The sequence below is a fragment of the Pseudoalteromonas sp. SMS1 genome, assembly GCF_021530565.1.
Classification (GTDB): Bacteria; Pseudomonadota; Gammaproteobacteria; order Enterobacterales; family Alteromonadaceae; genus Pseudoalteromonas.
In genome coordinates this window covers 1-1411 of the sequence record NZ_JAKGBI010000070.1, presented here as the reverse complement: position 1 = coordinate 1411, position 1411 = coordinate 1, and the positions used below count along the sequence as shown (strand labels likewise).

Genomic DNA, 1411 nt, shown 5'->3' with positions numbered 1-1411 from the left:
TAATAACTCAGCCAGTTGCGCTATCGTCGGCGCTTCAAATACCGACTTAAGTGTCAACTCAATCTGGCATTGGGTTTTAATCATCGCCACTAAGCGAACCGCTGATAACGAGTGCCCACCCAGCTCAAAGAAATTGGCTGTGGTACTGACTTTGTCTGACTCGAGGTTAAGTAACTCTGCTACTATCTCAACCAGCGTCACTTCTAGCGCCGTCTTTGGTGCAACGTACTGACTTTGCATTATGGCCACATCCGCCCCTGCAAGTGCCTTTCGATCTATTTTTCCATTGGGGGTTAATGGCCACTGCGCCATTACCACAAACGCAGAAGGCACCATATAATCTGGTAACGACGCCTGCAGCGATGACTTAATGGTGCTCAACCATTCATTTTCGTCCTGGATTTCACCGTGTGGAATTAAATAAGCGATCAGTTGCTTCTGTTGTTCTTCGCTGTCGGCAACCAAGACTAAACAGGCTGATACACTTTCAAAATCAGAGAGTTGCGCTTCTATTTCACCGAGTTCAATACGGAAGCCTCTTATCTTTACCTGATCATCTATTCGACCAATGTATTCTAAATTACCATCTGGTAAATAACGGGCTAAATCACCGGTTTTATATAGACGAGAGTAACCCTTCGATTTATCTAGTTCACTAGAAAATGGGTGTGCAACAAAACGTTCTTCGGTTAACTCTGGTCGATTTAAATAGCCTCGAGCAAGACCAACCCCGCCGATATATAACTCACCGACTCCTCCAAATGGGATTAACTCTTTATTACTATCAAGAACAAAAAGTTGTGTATTATCAATCGCTTTACCTATCGGAATACAATCGCCTAGGGTGCTGCAAAAGCTATCCCAATAAGACACGTCAATCGATGCCTCTGTTGGGCCGTATAAATTATGTAAAATAGCGCCGGTTTCCAACGCGTAGAAATCATTCACCTGTTGGGCAAGCAGTGCCTCACCACTACAGAATACCTGTCTAATAGTTTTACATTTTTGTAACTCACCGAAAGACAACATATTGCTTAACATAGAAGGGACAAAATGTAGCTTAGTGACCGCGTATTGATTTATTAAATCTGACAGATAAATTGGATCTTTATGCCCCTCAGGTTTAGCAAGCAAAAGCTTTGCTCCAGTTAGCAACGGCCAAAAGAACTCCCAAACGGAAACGTCGAAGCTGAAAGGCGTTTTTTGTAGTATACAATCGTCGCTACACGAACCATATTCAGAGTCCATCCAATTTATGCGGTTTACCAATGAGTGGTGTTCTATCATCACCCCTTTTGGCTTGCCGGTTGATCCAGAAGTGTAAATCACATACGCAAGATGAGTGGATTGTAGCCCTGCAACCTTGCGGTTCTCTGTCTCACATTGCTGTAGCTGCGCAACAACCTCTTGA

General features: G+C 43.7%; 1 protein-coding gene. It reads right to left on the bottom strand.

The window, feature by feature from the left end; all coding sequences use genetic code 11:
• Nucleotides 1-1411 (bottom strand): amino acid adenylation domain-containing protein (locus L1286_RS24025; RefSeq protein ID WP_235409549.1); only part of this gene is annotated, 1411 nt, incomplete at both ends.